The organism is Motilibacter deserti (assembly GCF_011250635.1).
In the GTDB taxonomy this organism is placed as follows: domain Bacteria; phylum Actinomycetota; class Actinomycetes; order Motilibacterales; family Motilibacteraceae; genus Motilibacter_A; species Motilibacter_A deserti.
Genome location: NZ_JAANNP010000004.1, coordinates 176,372 through 191,363, shown reverse-complemented (window position 1 = coordinate 191,363; position 14,992 = coordinate 176,372). Strand labels below are relative to the sequence as shown.

General features: G+C 71.1%; 8 protein-coding genes and 1 pseudogene. 4 read left to right on the top strand and 5 right to left on the bottom strand.

Going from position 1 to position 14,992, the window contains the following annotated elements:
* Together G9H71_RS25515 and G9H71_RS10565 are read right to left on the bottom strand one after the other, a co-directional pair.
* Positions 1 to 359 (bottom strand): annotated as a pseudogene (locus tag G9H71_RS25515) (OmpL47-type beta-barrel domain-containing protein); the annotation flags it as partial.
* A 763-nt stretch (positions 360 to 1,122) separates the two neighbouring features.
* Positions 1,123 to 5,121 (bottom strand): ThuA domain-containing protein, encoded by a 3,999-nt coding sequence (locus tag G9H71_RS10565; RefSeq protein WP_407939717.1) that lies wholly within the window; start codon positions 5,119 to 5,121, stop codon positions 1,123 to 1,125.
* 571 nt (positions 5,122 to 5,692) lie between these two features.
* On the opposite strand from G9H71_RS10565, the gene G9H71_RS10560 reads away from it, so the two are divergent.
* From G9H71_RS10560 to G9H71_RS10550, 3 genes are all read left to right on the top strand, one after another.
* Positions 5,693 to 7,159 (top strand): multicopper oxidase domain-containing protein, encoded by a 1,467-nt coding sequence (locus tag G9H71_RS10560; protein ID WP_166281502.1) that lies wholly within the window; start codon positions 5,693 to 5,695, stop codon positions 7,157 to 7,159.
* The gene (locus G9H71_RS10555) at positions 7,159 to 8,358 is read left to right on the top strand and encodes a multicopper oxidase domain-containing protein (protein ID WP_166281500.1); all 1,200 of its coding nucleotides are present in this window, start codon (positions 7,159 to 7,161) and stop codon (positions 8,356 to 8,358) included. Before G9H71_RS10560 ends, G9H71_RS10555 begins: the two co-directional genes overlap by 1 nt.
* A gap of 196 nt (positions 8,359 to 8,554) precedes the next feature.
* Positions 8,555 to 9,103, top strand: coding sequence for a hypothetical protein (locus tag G9H71_RS10550; RefSeq protein WP_166281498.1), 549 nt, complete (start codon positions 8,555 to 8,557; stop codon positions 9,101 to 9,103).
* Between the two features lie 12 nt (positions 9,104 to 9,115).
* Here the strand turns inward: G9H71_RS10550 and G9H71_RS10545 are convergent, their stop codons facing one another.
* Both G9H71_RS10545 and metH read right to left on the bottom strand, forming a co-directional pair.
* Entirely contained in the window at positions 9,116 to 9,847 is a 732-nt protein-coding gene (locus G9H71_RS10545; protein WP_231134555.1) for an HAD family hydrolase, read from the bottom strand.
* A 15-nt stretch (positions 9,848 to 9,862) separates the two neighbouring features.
* Positions 9,863 to 13,336, bottom strand: coding sequence for a methionine synthase (metH, locus tag G9H71_RS10540; RefSeq protein WP_166281496.1), 3,474 nt, complete (start codon positions 13,334 to 13,336; stop codon positions 9,863 to 9,865).
* 229 nt (positions 13,337 to 13,565) lie between these two features.
* Here metH and G9H71_RS10535 point away from each other — a divergent pair, with 229 nt between their 5' ends.
* Positions 13,566 to 14,459 (top strand): PAC2 family protein, encoded by an 894-nt coding sequence (locus G9H71_RS10535; RefSeq protein WP_166281494.1) that lies wholly within the window; start codon positions 13,566 to 13,568, stop codon positions 14,457 to 14,459.
* On the opposite strand, the gene G9H71_RS10530 is transcribed toward G9H71_RS10535, so the two are convergent.
* Positions 14,396 to 14,950, bottom strand: a complete 555-nt coding sequence (locus G9H71_RS10530) for a MarR family winged helix-turn-helix transcriptional regulator (RefSeq protein WP_166281492.1) — start codon at positions 14,948 to 14,950, stop codon at positions 14,396 to 14,398. The two genes, G9H71_RS10535 and G9H71_RS10530, sit on opposite strands and share 64 nt — an antisense overlap.
* Between the last annotated feature and the right edge of the window lie 42 nt (positions 14,951 to 14,992).

Here is a 14,992-nt window from a genome sequence, read left to right as displayed (position 1 = left end):
GGGCCGGTGTAGTTGCCCCCGGACTGCGGCCCGGCGAGCGCGGCGGTCACGGTCGGAGCCGTCGTGTCCGTCGGGGTCGGCGCCACGATCGTGAAGCTGCTCGTCCCGATCGGCGAGACGTTGCCGGCCACGTCGGTCGCCCGGTAGCGCACGGTGTGCGCGCCCTGGGCGGAGACGGTGAAGGGCGCGGTGTACGCGGTGAAGGCGCCGTTGTCGATCGAGTACTCGACCGACGCGACGCCGGACCCGCCGGCGTTGTCCTGCGCGTTGAGCGTGACCGTCACCGGGCCGGTGTAGTTGCCGCCGGACTGCGGCCCGGCGAGCGCCGCCGAGACCGTCGGCGCGGTGGTGTCGGTGGGTGTGCCGCCGCCCGTCACGACCAACGTCCCCTGCATGGCGAACTGGTGGCCGGGGATGACGCAGTAGTACTTCCAGCTGCCGACCGGCAGGTTGAACTCCTGGCTGACGCGCTCGCCGGGAGCCGCGTAGACGTTGATGTCCAACGCCTCGAAGGTGACCGTGTGCGGCATGCCCACGGCGCGTGTGTTGTCGAGCACGATCGTCGTCGGCCCGGCGACCGCCCCCGTCGGCTCCTCGAGATAGAGGATCCGGTCGTCCGTGACCCAGGTCAGGACCTGCGCCTCGGCGCCCGCGATGTCGGCGTCCTTCGCCCCCGAGCTCGCGGATCCCTTGGCCGAGTGGCCCATGGCCGAGTGGTCCATCGACCTGTGGTCCGTTGCCCCGTCGTCCGCGGCCTCGGGCGTCGGGGGTAGGGATGAAGTCGCGACCGATGACGACGGCCGTCCGGCGTCGTCCGCGGGCTGCGCATAGGCAGTTGCGGGGAGGACCCCTGCCAGCGCTGTTGCCACGGCGACGGAGACGGCTGCTCGCCATCGGTTGCGTGTTGGTGCACGCATCTGTTGCTCCTCGTGGAACCGGGGGACGAATACACGCCTTGCGAGCAGGCGTGGCGTTCGATCGGGCAGAGCAGGCGGACCCGTCGCTGCACGTAATCGATTGTCGAAATGAACCGTATGACGACCAGGGCCGGTTCGGTGCGTGGAGCGCACCGAACCGGCTCTGGTTCCTCGCGTCGTGCTCAGGGATCAGCGAGTGAAGGTGCTATCGCTGGCCGTTCTCCGCGTCGTCCATCGCCTGGTACTTCGCGATGAGCTCCTCGGCCATCGCGACCAGCTGGTCGCGCACCTCGATGTCCTGCGCGTCACCCTTGACCTGGTTCTTGGCCCGGGCGACGAACTGCTGCAGGAAGCCGATGGTCCGGGCCTCGCTGCCGTCAGCAGCCGCCTTCTCGGCCCGGTCGAGCCGGTCCCGCAGGCTGGTGTCGACGTGGCCGGCGAGCCGGTCGAGGGTCCGGTAGATGTCCAGCGTCGTGTCGATCGAGGAGAACTCGACGTTCAGCGGCTTGATCTCGATGTCGCGCATCTCGATCACGTCGGTGTTGCCGTGGTTCTGCAGGCCGATGTAGCCCTCGACGAACTGGCGCAGCGCGGTCGGCGGGTCACCGGCGCGCGAGGACGTCTTGCCGGGGGTGTTGTCGTACTCGTTGATCACCACGCCGTTGCGGATCATCGTGTAGTGCTGGCCCACGACGCGGATCTCGTACTCGTTCCACTCGCCCTTCGGAGTGGCACCCGCCTGCTCGAGGCTGTTGACCTGGTCGAAGTTGTAGACCGACCCGGTCTTCTGCACCTCACCCGTGGCGCCGTCGTAGATCTGGATCTCGTGACCGCAGAAGATTGCGATCCACGCCGGCTGGGTGGCGGCGGACCCGGTCCTGCCGCACTCCGGACGCTGCGCGAGCGGCGTCCGCAGGTCGGGGAACCGGACGAACACGCCACTGTTGGCGCGCGCGTTGCCCGTCGCGACGTCCTTGAACTGCAGCTTCAGCGAGAAGTCCTTGAACTGGTGCTGCGGGTACCACAGCATGCCCAGCCCGCCGGAGCTGCGGATCGTGCCCTCCGGCGTCAGCGTCCACTGGCCGGGGCCGGCCTGCGCCCACTGGGAGAAGCTCGCGGCGCTGCCGTCGAACAGCGGCACGTAGCCACCGATGCTGACCTTGGTGGTCACCGTCTCGGAGGTGCCGTCGGCGTAGGTCACCTTGAGGGTGGCCGTGTAGTCGCCGTTCTGGGCGTAGGTGTGGGTCGGGTTCGCCTCGGTCGAGGTCGAGCCGTCACCGAAGCTCCACTCCCACATCACGCCGCCGGAGCGGGCGCCGGTGAACTCGATGGTCCGCGAGTCCGTCGCGCTGGCCCGGTTCAGGGCCGACGGGACCGGGGTCGCCTCGCCACCGGTGTAGGAGATCTTGATCAGCTTCTGGTTGTTCGTGAGGCTGAAGAAGCCGGTCGAGTAGTCGAGCATGTAGAGCGCACCGTCGGGGCCGAACTTGGCGTCCATCCAGTTCTGCAGCGTGGTGCCGGTGCTGCCGGGGCGGATGATGCTGCGGATGTCCTCGGCGAAGGCAGGCGGGGCCTGCTCCGCGACCTTCGACGGGTCGACGGTGACCGCGATGCGGTTGCCCGAGCTCTGGTAGTCACCGATGAGCCACTTGCCCTCCCAGTAGGACGGCCACTTGACCGTGCTGTTCGGGTCGACCTGCGACTGGCGGTAGGTCGGGCCGGACATGACGGCTTGGCCGCCACCACGCAGGTACGGCTGGGTGTGCACGACGTCCTTGAGGTCGTACGTCGGGATCTGGCGCCCGTCGACCTCGCGCGTCGGGAAGACCGGGCCACCGCCGGAGGGGGCGTACCAGATCATGTTGGTGCGTGCCGGCGGGATGTTGCGCAGGCCGGTGTTGCGCGGCGAGTCGTTGACCAGGTTGTCGCAGTCGTACCAGTTGGTCGGGATGCTCGCGTCGGTGTTGCTGCGGTTGCGGTAGGGCTGCTTGTTGCCCATGCAGAACGGCCAGCCCTGGTTGCCCGCCGAGGTGATGATCGTGGCGGTCTCGTACTTCGCCGGGCCCCAGATCGGGCTCGGGTCGTTCGCGTCCGGGCCGACCCAGCCGGTGGTCACCCACTGGGTGTCCGGGTCGACCTGCAGGCGCGCGATGTTGCGCACGCCCATGACGTAGATCTCCGGGCGGGTCTTGCCGCCGCCCTCCTCGTTGCCCGTGAAGAGGTTGCCCTCGGGGATCGTGTAGGTGCCGTCCGCCTCCGGGTGGATGCGGATCATCTTGCCGTTCAGGTCGTTCGTGTTGCCGGAGGTGCGGCGAGCGTCCTGGAACGAGATGCCGGCGAACTCGGCGGTCCAGTTGTTGCCGGAGTAGCCGCCCGAGCCACCGGAGGAGTTGGAGTCACCCGATCCGATGTAGAGGTTGCCCTTGGCGTCGAACGCCATGCCGCCACCCGCGTGGCAGCAGCTGTGGACCTGGGTCTCCCACTGCAGGATGTCCTTGCGGGTCGACTGGTCGATCGTCCGGTTGGCCGGGTCGTAGGTGAAGCGCGAGACGGTGCGCTTGCCGACGTGGCGCACGCGGTCGACCGTCTCGTGCGGCATCCAGTAGACGTAGAGCCAGTTGTTCTCCATGAACTTGGGGTCCGGCACGATGCCGAGCAGGCCCTCCTCGTTCTTCTGGAGCTCGGTGCCGCCGCCGCGGTGGCCCATGACGGCGAGCGTCGTCAGGAGCTTGACCGACTTGGTCGTCGGGTCGTACTCGTGGATGGTGCCGCAGCCGAGGCCGTGGTTGGGGTTGTTCCAGTCGTTGATCGGCGCGGTGCGGCAGGCCGCCTTGCCGACGTAGAAGACCTTGCCGTTCGGCGCGATCGTGAGGCCGTGCGGCTCACCGATCTGGTCGAGCTGGTTGGGCTGGTTGGTCGCGGTCAGGCGCTCGATCGTGTAGTTGGAGCCGATCGTGGCCTTGCAGTCGCCGCGCACCATGCCGGTCGCCCAGAGCAGCGCGCCCTTGAGGTGGCTGCGGAAGCCCTCCTCGGAGTAGCTCGCCGCGGTGCCGCCCATGCCGGTGTAGAAGGAGCGGCCGCCGTCGTAGTCACGGCACCAGGAGATCGGGTGGAAGGCACCGTTGGCGCCGTCACCCGGGGTGTAGCTGGCCTCGCGGACCTGCGCCACCGTGTGGACCGTGCCCACCGGGTTGTCGGCCCAGTTGGTCCACTTGTCGGTCCTGGTCCACGTCAGCGGCAGGCCCGCGTTCGCCGGGTGCTGCCGGTCCACGAGCTCGACGACTGCCTGCTGGGCGGGGACCGTGGGCGGCGGGCCCGTCGGCTCGGGGCCGAAGATCTGGAACTCGGACTGCTGGGTCTCGGCGGCACCGCTGTTGGCGGTGATGTTCATCCGGTACCACTGGAAGGACTGGGTGTTGCCCGCGAGGGCGAACGACCGCATCTGGAAGCGCTGCGGGAAGTCCTGGCCCGTCTTGCTGTCGATGTCGACCCAGGTGTTGCCGTCGGTCGAGCCCTGGATCGTCCAGTTCTGCGGGTCGCGGTCCTCCGAGTCGTTGGCCGAGCCGATCGCGTAGCCGGACGCGACGGTGGGCGCCTTCAGCTTCACCGTGATGACGCCGGTCCGCGCGAACACCAGCCACTTGGTGGAGGTGTTGTTGTCGATGAGGTTGACCGCGGTCTCGTTCGCCGGGCTCGGCGTGCTCGCGGTCACCGACTCGGCGGCCTCCGGCGTCCGGGCGATGCCGGCCGGACGAGCGCCGATCAGACCGGTGAACCACGCCGAGTCCTTCTGGACCTTTGCGGCGTCGCGGATGCCGACGAAGCCGTTGCCGGCCCGGATGTAGGCCTGGAGGGCGGCCTCCTGCGCCTCCGACAGTGTCACGCCCTCCGCGGAGAGCATGACGACGCTGCGGTACTTCGCCAGGTTGGCGGCGGTGAAGACCGACGGGTCGGACGATGCCTCGACGGCGAAGCCGTTCGCGGTGCCCAGGCCCTGCAGGGTGGTGACCGCCTGGGCCACCGGGTCGTCCTGCTGGGCCGCGGCACCGTGGAAGACGAGGACGTTGGGGACGACGGCGGCGGCAGCCGCCGCCTTGACGGTTGCCTGAGCGGTGGCGGCCTCTGCACTTGGCGGGCCTGCCACGGATAGCGCCAGGAGTGACCCCATGCCCAGGGTCACCCAGCGCCGTACACGCACGTGCATTGACTCTCCTCGTTGAGGTCGCGAGCGGCGTGCACGCAGCACAAGGCCTGGGCCTGACGGGCCCAGGACCGTGCGACGTGACTGACGACGTTGTCGTACGTCATGCGGAACATAACGAGAACCTGAGAGTCGTGTAAACAGGCCGGTTTCACGCAGACGCTGGCGTTATCCGATCGTGACCGGAGGCTCTGGCCGGGCGGCGCGACATGCCGTCCGCCCCGGGGGCCGAGTGCCCGTCGTCACGTCCGCGGGGGGTGGTCGGGGCTTGACGATCGGGACGACGGGCCGCATCGTTTCGGACGGTCGGCCACCCGGGCCGTGCCGGGAGCCGGCATGCCCCCGGGTGCGGCCCACCGCATCACGGACCTCGGAATCAGGAAGTAGGCTTCGCTCTAACATTCTTCGCGGTTTCGGCGGCGTGCGCGACGATCTCGTCGCGGGCGCTTAGACTCCCTTGTCCCGGCGCCGATCCCGCCCGCCGATCCGATCAAGCCCTCGGCCGCTGACCCCGTTGCGTCGGCGATCACTTCCCGCTTGCAGAACCGCTCTCAATGACGAGGAGCCCCCGCTCATGGAAGACACCGCCGTTCCCCCGGTGCGCACTGACCGCTTCGCCCGCCGGGCCCTGCTCGCGGGCATCGTCGGCACCGCGGCGGCTGCTGTGGCGGTCCCCAAGGTGACCGCGGCCGCGCAGGACGTCTCGGTCAAGAAGGGCCAAGCGGCCGTCGGAGGCCGGACCCTCGACGTGACGATCTACGCCGTGGCCCTGCCGGACGGCAACTTCGCCTACGGCTACACCCCCGAGACCGCGAGCATCCCCGGTCCGACGCTCGAGATGGTCGAGGGCGACACCCTTCGGCTGCGCGTCATCAACCAGACCGGACGGGTCATGTCGGCGCACCCGCACGGGGTCGACTACGACATCCAGAGCGACGGCAGCCTGCAGACCAACACCGCGATCCCGGCTGGCGAGGAGCGCACCTACATCTGGCGCAGCCACGAGGGCGGCATGGGTGCGGACGGGGTCTACACGCCGGGCAGCGCCGGCTACTGGCACTACCACGACCACGCGCTCAACGGCAGCGCCCACGGCACCGAGGGCATCCGGCGCGGCCTGTACGGAGCGCTGATCGTCCGGCGCGCGGGCGACCCGCTGCCCGACGTGCAGAACATCGTGGTCATCAACGACGCGAACATCAACAACAAGGTCGCGCCGAACACCCCCACCTTCACCGCCCGGCAGGGCCAGCGCGTGGAGTGGGTCGTCATCGCCCACGGCAACTCCTTCCACACGTTCTCGCTCAAGGGCCACCGCTGGGCCAACAACCGCACCGGCCTGATCTCGGGCCCGGACGACGGCGCCCAGATCGTGGACACCCGCACGGTCGGCCCGGCCGACTCCTTCGGCTTCCAGGTGATCGCCGGAGAGCGCGTCGGCCCCGGCCGCTTCGAGTACCACACGCACGTCGCGCTGTTCTGGGACCGCGGCGTCTACGGCTGGTTCGACGTGCTGGAGAGCCCCGCCCCGGTGGTGACCGTCACCGGCATCGCGGACGGTGAGACGTACGGCGACTCCCTCACGAAGACCGTCAGCTGGACCGTGACCGGTGGGGCCGCGACGGGGGCGAGCTCGGCCACGCTCGACGGCCAGCCGCTGGAGAACGGCGCGGCGCTCCGGCTGTGGACGCTGCCGCTGGGGCAGCACGAGCTGGTCGTGGTGGGCAAGGGCACCGGCGGCGACACGACCACGACCGTGCGCTTCACGACGAAGACGTCGTTCGCGGACCTGCAGGCCCTGGTCACCAGCCTGCCCATGAGCGAGACGACGCGAGCGGGGCTGCTGGACCGCGTGACGCGGGCGGCCGGCAAGGCCACGTCCGGCAGCGAGTCCGGCGCGATCAGCCTGCTCGAGCAGTTCATCAGCCGGGTCGAGAACCAGGTGCGCAGCAACGCGGAGGTCCGTTCCGTGCTCCTGCGGGACGCCCAGGCCCTCATCGCCGAGCTCGGTGCCCTCGACGCCGCCGAGGGCGGCCGCTGATGTCGGCGACGGACCTGGAGAACGCCGTGGACGGCGGCGGCGCGGACCGCACCGGCGGTGAGCGCGTCGGGCGGCGCGCCCTGCTCGGCGGGCTCGCGGGTACGGCGGCCGCGGCCGTCGTGCTCCGTCCGGGCCTGGCGATCGGTGACGACCAGGAGGACCCGAGGCCGCTCGGGACCGTGCCGCGGGCGGGTGCCGGAGGCACCGTCCGCGAGGTGACGCTGTACGCCGTGGCGGGGCCGGGCAACCGGCTCGCCTACGGCACCACTCCCGAGAACGCGAGCATCCCCGGCCCCACGATCGAGGCGATCGAGGGCGACGAGATCCGCGTGACGCTGGTCAACACGACGTCGCTGACGGTGTCGCTGCACGCTCACGGCGTGGACGTGCCGGCGGCCGACGACGGGACGCCGGCCAACGGGTCCGTGGTGGCAGCGGGCGCACGGCACACCTACGTGTGGCGCACGCACGCTCCCACCAAGCGCGCGGACGGCACGTGGGAGCCGGGGTCGGCAGGGTATTGGCACTACCACGACCACGCGGTCGGGACGGCGCACGGCACCGACGGCATCACCCGCGGGCTCTATGGCGCGCTGGTCGTGCGCCGTCCGGGCGACCCGCTGCCGGAGAAGCAGTTCGTCACGGTCTTCAACGAGCTGACCATCAACAACTCGGCGGTGCCGGACTCGATCAACTACTCGGCCAATCTCGGCCAGCGGGTCGAGTGGATCATGATCACCCACGGTGTCGCGTCGTTCCACACGTTCCACACCCACGCTCATCGGTGGGCCGACAACCGCACGGGCCTGCTCTCCGGCGACGACGACCGCACCTCGGTCATCGACAACCGCACCACCGGCCCCGGCGAGTCGTTCGGCTTCCAGATCATCGCCGGCGAGCACGTCGGGCCGGGCACGTGGATGTACCACTGCCACGTCCAGTTCCACTCCGACGGCGGCATGATCGGCATCTTCACCGTCAACAACGCCGACGGGACGCCTCCGCCCGGGCACACCGAGCACATGGCGAACCACCGCGAGATGGCCGCCATGATGATGTCCGCCGGCGGGCACGCCGCGCACGGAGGCAGCGAGCCCGCGAAGGCCCAGGTCGCGGGGTCGCCGACGATCAGCCAGAGCGACGTCCCCGGCGGAGGCGACGAGGACGCACACGCGGGCCACGAGGGCCACGGCGGCTGACCTTCGACGTCGAGCACGGCAGCCCGCGCGCTGCAGAAGCCTCGGCCGCCGGGACCGGAGCACGAACCGGTCCCGGCGGTCGAGGCTTTCGCGCGACCCACGGGTGGTTCCGCAGACGCGGTCGCGGGAGGCCGGGAAGCCGACTGCCGGCACGCCCCGGCGGGGCCGCTCGGACTCGTCGTCTACCGTCGGGCCCGTGTCCCACCGCGAGCCCGCGCCGCCCCAGGACGACCGGACGGGCCTGGCTCGCCAGATCTCCACCGCCTACGCGGAGGAGGTCGACCGGACGCACCGGTCACTGCTCATGGCCTGGCTGGCCTTCGCCGCCACCTTCGGCCTGCTGCGCGCCCTCACGTACGCGATCCACGAGGACTTCGGGCCGTTCCGCGACGTCAGCGTCGGCGGCGCCCACCTGCACCACTACGTGTGGGGCATCGCGGTGCTCATGGGCGTCGGGCTGGTCTCGCTCATCGTCGACACCCCGAGGTACAACCCCTGGCTCGGCGCGGCGTACGGCATCGGCTGTGCGCTCGTCGTGGACGAGTACGCCCTGCTGCTCAACCTCAGCGACGTCTACTGGACGCGCGAGGGACGGGTCAGCGTCGACGTCGCGCTGGGCGTCATCGCCGTCCTCGGGGCCTACCTCACCGCGGCCCACTTCTGGAACTCCACAGCCCGGCTGCTGCTGGGCCGCGCGCGCGAGCGTGCCGTCGGGCACCGGGGCGCTCCCCCACCGGCGCCTTGACGGCGGCGCTCGTCAGCCCTGGCGCTCGCGCACCAGCCGGTCGAGGTACGCCACGTCCACGTCCTCCAGCGTGGTGACCACGGTCCGGGTCGGGGCCGGCTCGATCGCCACGACGCTCGGGATCGCGACGACGACGGCTCCGGAGGCCTCGCCGGCACGTACGCCCGTCGGCGAGTCCTCGAGCACGGCACAGCGCTCGATGGGGACGCCAATGCGCTGCGCGGCCTCGAGGTAGGCGTCCGGCGCCGGCTTGAGGTTGGGCACCTCGTCACCGGCGATGCTGAAGGCGAAGTGCTCCGCGCCGACGGCCGAGAGCACCGCGTCGACGAGCCGGCGGTAGGACGCGGACACGAGCGCGCAGGGGACGCCCCGCCCGTTGACCTCGTCGAGCAGGGCCTTCGCCCCGGGCATCCAGTGCACCGGCCCGGTGCGCAGCCGCTGCTCGACCTCGGCGTTCAACCGCCGCGCGACCTCGGTGGCCGGGACGTCGGTGCGCCCGGCCTTCTCCAGCATCACCCGGGCGACCTTGTCGATCGGGCCGCCGACGTTCCTCGCCTGGTCCTCCGGTGTCCAGACACCGCCCAGCTCCGCGGTGACCGCGATCTCGGCCTCGAGCCAGGTCTCCTCGCTGTGCACGAGGGTGCCGTCCATGTCGAACAGGACGGCGGCGAGGCCGGCGTGGCCGTCGTGCGGGCGATGGTCGGCGGGAAGGCCTTCCCGGGTGCTGGTCAGAGCGATCTCCAATTCGTGCAACGAGGGTCAGGCGTTGAAGTACTTCGCCTCGGGGTGGTGGACGATCATGGCGTCGGTCGACTGCTCGGGGTGCAGCTGCAGCTCCTCGGAGAGGGACACCCCGATCCGCTCGGGCTTGAGCAGGGCGACGAGCTTCGCGCGGTCCTCCAGGTCCGGGCAGGCCGGGTAGCCGAAGGAGTAGCGCGACCCGCGGTAGGCCTGCCCGCGCAGCATCCCGGCCAGGTCGCCGTCCTCGCCGGCGAAGCCCAGCTCGTCGCGCACGCGGGCGTGCCAGTACTCCGCCAGCGCCTCGGTCAGCTGCACCGAGAGACCGTGGATCTCGAGGTAGTCGCGGTAGTTGTTCTTCGCGAAGATCTCGTTGGCGAACTCGCTCACGCGGTTGCCCATCGTCACGACCTGGAAGGAGACGACGTCGGTGTCGCCGGAGTCCTTCGCGCGGAAGAAGTCCGACAGGCACAGGTGCCGGTCACGCCGCTGGCGCGGGAACGTGAAGCGCGTGAGCTCCCCGCCGTCCTCGCCCGCGACGACGAGGTCGTCGCCCTCGCTCCACGCCCGGAAGTAGCCGTAGACGACCGCGGCCTCCATCAGCCCCTCGGTCTTGATGCGGTCGAGCCACATGCGCAGCCGCGGGCGGCCCTCGCTCTCGACCAGCTCGTCGTAGGACGGCCCCTCGCCGCGGGAGGACTTCAGCCCCCACTGGCCCATGAAGGTCGCCCGCTCGTCGAGGTAGGCGGCGTAGTCGGCGAGCGCGATGCCCTTGACCACGCGCGTCCCCCAGAAAGGGGGCTCGGGGACCCGGTTGTCGTTGGCCACGTCGCTGCGGGCCGGCATGTCCTCGAGCGGGGTGAGCTGCAGCGTCGCTCCCCCGGCCACCCGGCGCTTGCGCAGCTCGGGCAGCTTCGCCCCGGGCACGCCACGCTTGACGCCGATGATGGCGTCCATGAGCCGCAGGCCCTCGAAGGCGTCCCGGGCATACCTGACCTCGCCTTCGTAGATCTCGGCGAGGTCCTCCTCGACGAACGCCCGGGTGAGCGCGGCGCCGCCGAGGATGACGGGGAACTGCGTGGCGATCCCCCGTGAGTTCATCTCCTCGAGGTTCTCCTTCATGATGACCGTCGACTTGACGAGCAGCCCGGACATGCCGATGACGTCGGCCTTGTGCTCCTCGGCGGCCTCGAGGATCGCCGACACCGGCTGCTTGATGCCGATGTTGACGACGTCGTAGCCGTTGTTGGACAGGATGATGTCGACGAGGTTCTTGCCGATGTCGTGGACGTCGCCCTTGACGGTGGCCAGGACGATCTTGCCCTTGCCCGCGGCGTCGGCCTTCTCCATGTGCGGCTCGAGGTAGGCCACGGCGGTCTTCATGACCTCGGCGCTCTGCAGCACGAAGGGCAGCTGCATCTCGCCCTTGCCGAAGAGCTCCCCGACGACCTTCATGCCCTCGAGCAGGTGGTCGTTGACGACGTCGAGGGCCTTGATGCCGGTGTCGAGCGCCTCCTGCAGGTCGCCCTCGAGGCCGTTGCGCTCGCCGTCGATGATCCGGCGCTGGAGCCGCTCCCCCAGCGGCAGCGCGGCCAGCTCCTCGGCGCGCGAGGCCCGGACCGACGCCGCGTCGACGCCCTCGAACAGCTCGAGGAAGCGCTGCAGCGGGTCGTAGCCCTCCCGGCGACGGTCGTAGACCATGTCGAGCGCGACCTCGCGCTGCTCCTCCGGGATGCGCGCCATCGGCACGATCTTGGCCGCGTGCACGATCGCCGAGTCCAGCCCCGCCTCTACGCACTCGTGCAGGAACACCGAGTTGAGCACGATGCGGGCGGCCGGGTTGAGGCCGAAGGAGATGTTCGACAGGCCGAGCGTCGTCTGCACGCCGGGGTAGCGCCGCTTGATCTCGCGGATCGCCTCGATCGTCTCGACGCCGTCGCGCCGGGTCTCCTCCTGGCCCGTGGCGATCGGGAAGGTCAGCGCGTCGATGAGGATGTCCTCGACCGCCATGCCGTACTCACCGGTCAGCTGGTCGATGAGCCGGGACGCCACCCGCACCTTGTGCTCGGCGGTGCGGGCCTGGCCCTCCTCGTCGATGGTGAGGGCGATGACCGCGGCACCGTGCTCCTTGACCACCGGCATGATCCGGCGGAACCGCGAGCCGGGCTTGTCACCGTCCTCGTAGTTGACCGAGTTGATGATCGCCCGCCCGCCGAGGAGCTCCAGGCCGGCTTCCAGGACCGCGGGCTCGGTGGAGTCGATGACCAGCGGCAACGTGGACGAGGTCGCGAAGCGCCCGACGATCTCCCTGATGTCTGCGACGCCGTCGCGCCCGACGTAGTCGATGCAGACGTCGAGCAGGTGGGCGCCGTCCCGGGTCTGGTCGCGGGCGATCTCGACACAGTCGTCGTAGCGGCCCTCGAGCATCGCGACCCGGAAGGCCTTGGAGCCGTTGGCGTTGGTCCGCTCGCCGATCGACAGGTAGGACGCGTCCTGATGGAACGGCACGGCGGTGTAGAGGCTCGCGACGCCCGGCTCCGGACGCGGCTCGCGGCGCGCGAGCTCGCGCCCGCGTACGCGCTCGACGACGGCCTGCAGGTGCGCGGGGGTCGTGCCGCAGCAGCCGCCGACCAGGCCGAGGCCGTACTCCCGGGTGAAGACGTCGTGGGCGTCGGCGAGCTCCCGCGGTGACAGCGGGTAGCGCGCGCCGTCGGAGGTGAGCTCGGGCAGGCCGGCGTTGGGCATGCACGAGAGGCCGATGCGCGCGTGGCGGGCGAGGTGGCGCAGGTGCTCGCTCATCTCGGCGGGGCCGGTCGCGCAGTTGAGGCCGATGAGGTCGATGCCCAGCGGCTCCAGCGCGGTCAAGGCGGCGCCGATCTCGCTGCCGAGCAGCAGCGTGCCGGTGGTCTCCACGGTGACCTGGGCGATCACGGGAACGTCGGCGCCGGCCTCGGCGATCGCCCGCTTCGCGCCGACGATCGCGGCCTTGGCCTGGAGCAGGTCCTGCGCGGTCTCGACGAGCAGGGCGTGCGCCCCGCCGGCGACGAGGCCCGCTGCGTTCTGCTGGTACGCGTCGCGCAGCGTCGCGTAGGTCGTGTGGCCCAGCGTCGGCAGCTTGGTGCCGGGGCCCATCGACCCGATCACCCAGCGCGGGCGGTCGGGGGTGGACGCGGCGTCGGTGGCCTCGCGGGCGATGCGGGCGCCCGCCTCGGCCAGCTCGAAGATCCGCTGGGGGATGTCGTACTCCGCGAGGTTCGCGAAGTTCGCGCCGAACGTGTTGGTCTCGACGCAGTCGACGCCGACCGCGAGGTACTCCTCGTGGACGGCGCGCACGATGTCCGGCCGGGTGACGTTGAGGATCTCGTTGCAGCCCTCGAAGCCCTGGAAGTCCTCGAGCGTCGGGTCCTGGGCCTGCAGCATCGTGCCCATCGCGCCGTCGGCGACCACGACCCGCTCGGACAGTGCCTGGCGCAGGGATGCCGACGTGGGGGACATCGATCCTCCGGGAAGTGCGACAGCGCAGCGCCTGCCCGGCCTCCCGGGCAGGCGGTGACGCGGGAGGGCAGCCCTCCGTGGGCCTCAGCCTACGCGGCGGGCCTCCCGCTCCCGGCGTTTCACGGTGGCCGGAGGGGAAGGATGCCGACTCCGCGTAGGCTGGATCGGTTGGGAAGGCCCGGCGAGCGCCGGTGCTCGTTGGGAGTGTGCGGTCTTGGAGGTGCGGCGAGTGATCGAGCTCGAGGGCGTCCCCGAGCTGGTCGACCCCGTCCTCATCGCCGCGTTCGAAGGTTGGAACGACGCCGGTGAGGCCGCGACGGGTGCGATCGAGCATCTGGAGCGGGAGTGGAAGGCGTCGCCGATCGGGGCCCTCGACCCCGACGACTACTACGACTTCCAGGTCAACCGGCCGACGGTCGGGGTGGACGCCGAGGGCGCCCGCTCCATCACCTGGCCGACGAGCCGGTTCTCCTGGGCGCGGGTGCAGGTCCCGGCCCAGGGCAGGACGCGCGACGTCGTGCTGCTGCGCGGCATCGAGCCGAACATGCGCTGGCGCACGTTCACCGACGAGATCCTCGAGCTGGCCGCCGAGCTCGGCGTCGAGATGGTCGTGACGCTGGGCGCGCTGCTGGCCGACGCGCCGCACACCCGCCCCATCCCGGTGACGAGCTCGGCGACCGAGCCCGGGCTGGCGAGCCGGCTGGGCATCGAGATCTCGCGCTACGAGGGCCCGACGGGCATCGTGGGCGTGCTGCAGGACCGCGCGGGCCAGCTCGACGTCCCGGCGGTCTCGCTGTGGGCGGCGGTCCCGCACTACGTCGCACAGCCGCCCTCCCCCAAGGCGACGCTCGCGCTGCTGCGCGCGGTCGAGGACCTGCTCGACCTCTCGATCCCGCTCGGGGAGCTGCCGGAGGACGCGCGCGCCTGGGAGCGCGGCGTCGACGAGCTCGCGGCCGAGGACTCCGAGGTCGCGGAGTACGTCCGCGGCCTCGAGGAGGCCAAGGACACCGCCGAGCTGCCCGAGGCGAGCGGCGAGGCGATCGCCCGCGAGTTCGAGCGCTACCTGCGCCGCCGCGGGGACGGGGGGCCGGCGTCCGGGCCGGGCCCCGCCGCCGGCCACTGATCCTCCCCGGCCGTCGAGGACCGCTCCCCGACGTAGTCCCGCAGCACCTCGCCCACCCGGCGCAGGTAGCCCGCGACCGCACGCTGCTCCTCCGGCGGCAGCGCGGCGCCCACCTCGTGCAGGCTGGTCAGCAGCGGCCCGAGCTCGCTGAGCACGTGCGCGGCCCCGCCTGCCGTCACCTCGACGACCTGGCGCCGGCCGTCCACCGGATGCGGGCGCCGCGTCACGTGCCCCTTGCCCTCGAGCCGGTGCAGCCCCTGCGTCGCCGCCGCGGTGGACACACCGAGCCGGCGCGCGAGCTCGGCCGGGCCGAGCGGGCGGCCCGCCGGCTCGGTCATCACGTGCTCGACGGCCTCCACGTCGCGCAGCGCGAGGCCGAGACGCTCGGCCATCTCCACCCGGGCGAGGGCTGAGAACGTCAGGACGTCGCGCAGTGCGCGGTCTACCGGCCCGGGGGCCGGCCGCCCGGGTTGCGCCGGCTGCTGCGACATGTACGGTCCTTCCGAGAACGCTAAGCCGCTTAGCGACTTGGA

Coding starts and splice junctions, on each gene's coding strand:
- G9H71_RS10530 (WP_166281492.1), bottom strand. CDS start 14,950: ATGTCGCAGCAGCCGGCGCAACCCGGGCGGCCGGCCCCCGGGCCGGTA.
- G9H71_RS10565 (WP_407939717.1), bottom strand. CDS start 5,121: ATGCACGTGCGTGTACGGCGCTGGGTGACCCTGGGCATGGGGTCACTC.
- metH (WP_166281496.1), bottom strand. CDS start 13,336: ATGTCCCCCACGTCGGCATCCCTGCGCCAGGCACTGTCCGAGCGGGTC.
- G9H71_RS10560 (WP_166281502.1), top strand. CDS start 5,693: ATGGAAGACACCGCCGTTCCCCCGGTGCGCACTGACCGCTTCGCCCGC.
- G9H71_RS10555 (WP_166281500.1), top strand. CDS start 7,159: ATGTCGGCGACGGACCTGGAGAACGCCGTGGACGGCGGCGGCGCGGAC.